The sequence below is a fragment of the Intestinibacter sp. genome, assembly GCF_022780145.1.
Classification (GTDB): Bacteria; Bacillota; Clostridia; order Peptostreptococcales; family Peptostreptococcaceae; genus Intestinibacter.
In genome coordinates this window covers 1-2,941 of the sequence record NZ_JALEXO010000032.1, presented here as the reverse complement: position 1 = coordinate 2,941, position 2,941 = coordinate 1, and the positions used below count along the sequence as shown (strand labels likewise).

The following is a 2,941-nucleotide window of genomic DNA, read 5'->3' as shown; positions in this document are numbered from 1 at the left end:
TCAGAAATCATAGCGAGCAGGATGTAAATAAAGCAAATTATAAAGCAGTTGATATGAGTACGGGCGATATTATAAAGGATAATAAAATTTATATTGGAATTTTTATAGCTAAAAGTGGTATAGGTCTGGCTAAGTGGATATTGCAGTTTGGAACGGATATAAAGGTGATATTTCCAGATAGTTTGAGATCTATTATAAAGAGTGAGATTGATGAGATGAGTGAGTATTACTCTGAGTAGTGTTTACGAAAGGGGTAGACTCTTTCATTTTTTGGTGATGAAATCTGAGTATTTTGGAGAAGAAAAATAAATTTTGAAAAAGGTCGATTTTAAGTATAAAAAATATATAAATGCGTTTTCATCGTTTTTCAATATTATGAAAAAAATCACAATAACATGAAATTATGGTATAATGTCATAAGAAAAAACTATTTTGGAGGGAAATATGATAGAGCGTATAAATATACAAGAATACTTGGATATGATTAAGAGAAGGAGAGTTATGATAATTGTAATCCTTCTAGTGAGTTTGGCTTTGGGGGCATTTAAGGCGTATCGAAATTATGTTAGTTTTGTGCCTAAGTACACATCGACTGTGGTTGTAAAGATTGATTCTATGAAGGTTCAAAAGGAGGAGGTTGCTAAGGAAGCGAAGAAGAATAAGAAAAAAAGCAGTAAAACTGATGAAAATTCTACTGACGGGAACGGAACAACAACTCAACAAGAGGATCAACCTATAAATTATTTTAACTATAGTATAATTTCTCAGGATGAGTCTATTTCTAGTAGATATTATACTTTTATGGAAAATTCTACTATGTACTCTAAGGTGGCACAGGTGGCAGGTGTTAGAGCTAAACAAATATACAACATCAGTGCGTCTCAGGATGAGACTAGACTTGAGGTTATATATCTTACTATTACTACTTTGGACAAGGATTCTGCCCAAAAGGCTGCGGCTGCAGTTCCTGAGGTTTTTAACACTGAGCTACTTAAGGAAATTGGAATAGACTGCGTGTCTACTGTTTATGAGGCTACTGAAGCACAGGCTACTAGAAGACCTAGGGACAAGTCTATACTTCAGTTTGGCATGGCAGGTCTTGTTTTTGCGATATTTTTAGTACTACTATTAGAATGCCTTAATACGAAGATAATAACTCCTGACGATGTCGAAAAATACTGGGATTTACCATTATTAGGTGTAGTTCCAATGTTTGACGAAAATCCAAAGGGACAACACAGAAAGAAGAAAAAATAAAAACGCCGCCGCGACGCTGGGTGAACCAGCAAGGGTGTCATGACAAGGAAGAAAATTAAGGATAAAAAGTAGGAGGAAAATTTAATGGTAGCACATATAAAAGATGAGAATTTTATGCTGAGCGAGTCTTATAGAGAGATCAGAACATATTTATCTATAAATGAAGATATAAAAACAATCTTAGTGACAAGCGCTGAGATGAACGAAGGGAAAACTACTACTATCTGCAACCTAGCCAAATGCTTCGGTGAGCTAGAGGATACTAAGGTTCTACTTATAGACTGCGACTTCAGAAAAAGGGGCGTAAGTAGAAAGCTAGATATAGAAAACACATTTGGCGTATCAGATATAGTGTTTGGATATAAGGAAATTAGTGAATGTATCAAGCACATAGATGATATAGATGTACTGCCTTCTGGTGGGCTTCCATCTAATACGTCTATGCTTTTGAATTCTAAAAATATGAAAAATATGATAAAATGCCTTAGAGAGGAGTACGACTATGTATTTATAGATTCACCACCTATATGCAGATTAAACGATGCTTGTATAATAACTCAGTATGTAGATGGTACTGTCATAGTAAATGCGTCTAAGGCGATAGATTCGAAGGCGGCTCAGATAACTTTAGACAAGCTAAAGAAGGTCGGGGCCAATATAATAGGTGTAGTTTTGAATAAATTTGAATCAGAGCAATACAATTACTACAGCTACTACAGCTATTACGGATATGATGATAATAAGAAGAAAAGATTTAGATTGTTTGGAAAGGGTAAAAAGAAGAAAAAGAAAAAGAGATAGGGGACTGATAAAAAAATGCAGGAAACAGTCAATATAAGGGAGTATATAGATATATTTAAGAGAAGAAAATGGATTGTGATAATAGCTATTTTGATTGGTTTGATTCTAGGTGGGTATAAATCATATAAAAATTACGTTTCTTATAGACCGACTTATACATCAACTGTAACTATTAGAATAAATACTATGAAGACTTATGAACAAAAGCTAGAGCAGCAAAAGAAGAAAAAGAAAAACAGCGATGACGAACAGGATTTGGCTGATTTGTATAATACTTATTCTACTGGTTCAGAGATTAAAAACCAAAATATAGCTACTTCTTATATATGGCTTGTAAACAAGGAGCCATTCAGAAAGAAATTAGCTGCTGTATCAGGAGTCAAGGTCAGCGAGCTCGGGTCTATAGTGGCGACTCCAAGCGAGGATATACCTACATTTGTAGATATCAAGGTAGTATCGTCTACACCAGAGATAGCTCAGAAGGTGGCACAGGCAGCTCCAGAGGCTTATAACGAGGAGCTTATAGACATAGCCAAATCAGACTGTGTCGAGCTAGTTTACGATGCCAGCAGTCCTGTTTTGATACCTAGAGCTAGAGATTTATCTTTGGTGAAGTTCTTGGCAGTGAGCATAGTAGCAGCTGTATTTTTAGTTTTATTAGTAGAATGCTTAGATACTAGAATAAAAACACCTAATGATGTCGATAAATATTGGGATTTACCGCTAATAGGTGTAATTCCAATGGACGATGGAAGAGCAAAGGGAACAAAGGATAATACGCAAAATTAGGAGGAAAAATAGTGAAAGCAGGTTATAATGAGGGGAATTTCGAGCTAAATGAGTCCTACAGAGAGGTCAGAACTTATTTAGGCATAAATAAAGA

At 35.1% G+C, this 2,941-nt stretch carries 4 protein-coding genes; all 4 read left to right on the top strand.

Translation table 11 applies throughout. The features are described 5' to 3' along the window. Positions 1 to 239 (top strand): hypothetical protein (locus MR593_RS01180; RefSeq protein ID WP_331474706.1); only part of this gene is annotated, 239 nt, incomplete at its 5' end. Between the two features lie 205 nt (positions 240 to 444). Further along, positions 445 to 1,257, top strand: a complete 813-nt coding sequence (locus tag MR593_RS01175) for a hypothetical protein (protein WP_290686069.1) — start codon at positions 445 to 447, stop codon at positions 1,255 to 1,257. Between the two features lie 84 nt (positions 1,258 to 1,341). After that, positions 1,342 to 2,058, top strand: a complete 717-nt coding sequence (locus MR593_RS01170; RefSeq protein WP_290686066.1) for a CpsD/CapB family tyrosine-protein kinase — start codon at positions 1,342 to 1,344, stop codon at positions 2,056 to 2,058. Positions 2,059 to 2,073: 15 nt separating this feature from the next. Beyond that, positions 2,074 to 2,847: a Wzz/FepE/Etk N-terminal domain-containing protein gene (locus tag MR593_RS01165; protein ID WP_290686063.1), complete on the top strand. Its 774-nt coding sequence runs from the start codon at positions 2,074 to 2,076 to the stop codon at positions 2,845 to 2,847. Positions 2,848 to 2,941 lie beyond the last annotated feature (94 nt).

Coding starts and splice junctions, on each gene's coding strand:
- MR593_RS01170 (WP_290686066.1), top strand. CDS start 1,342: ATGGTAGCACATATAAAAGATGAGAATTTTATGCTGAGCGAGTCTTAT.
- MR593_RS01175 (WP_290686069.1), top strand. CDS start 445: ATGATAGAGCGTATAAATATACAAGAATACTTGGATATGATTAAGAGA.
- MR593_RS01165 (WP_290686063.1), top strand. CDS start 2,074: ATGCAGGAAACAGTCAATATAAGGGAGTATATAGATATATTTAAGAGA.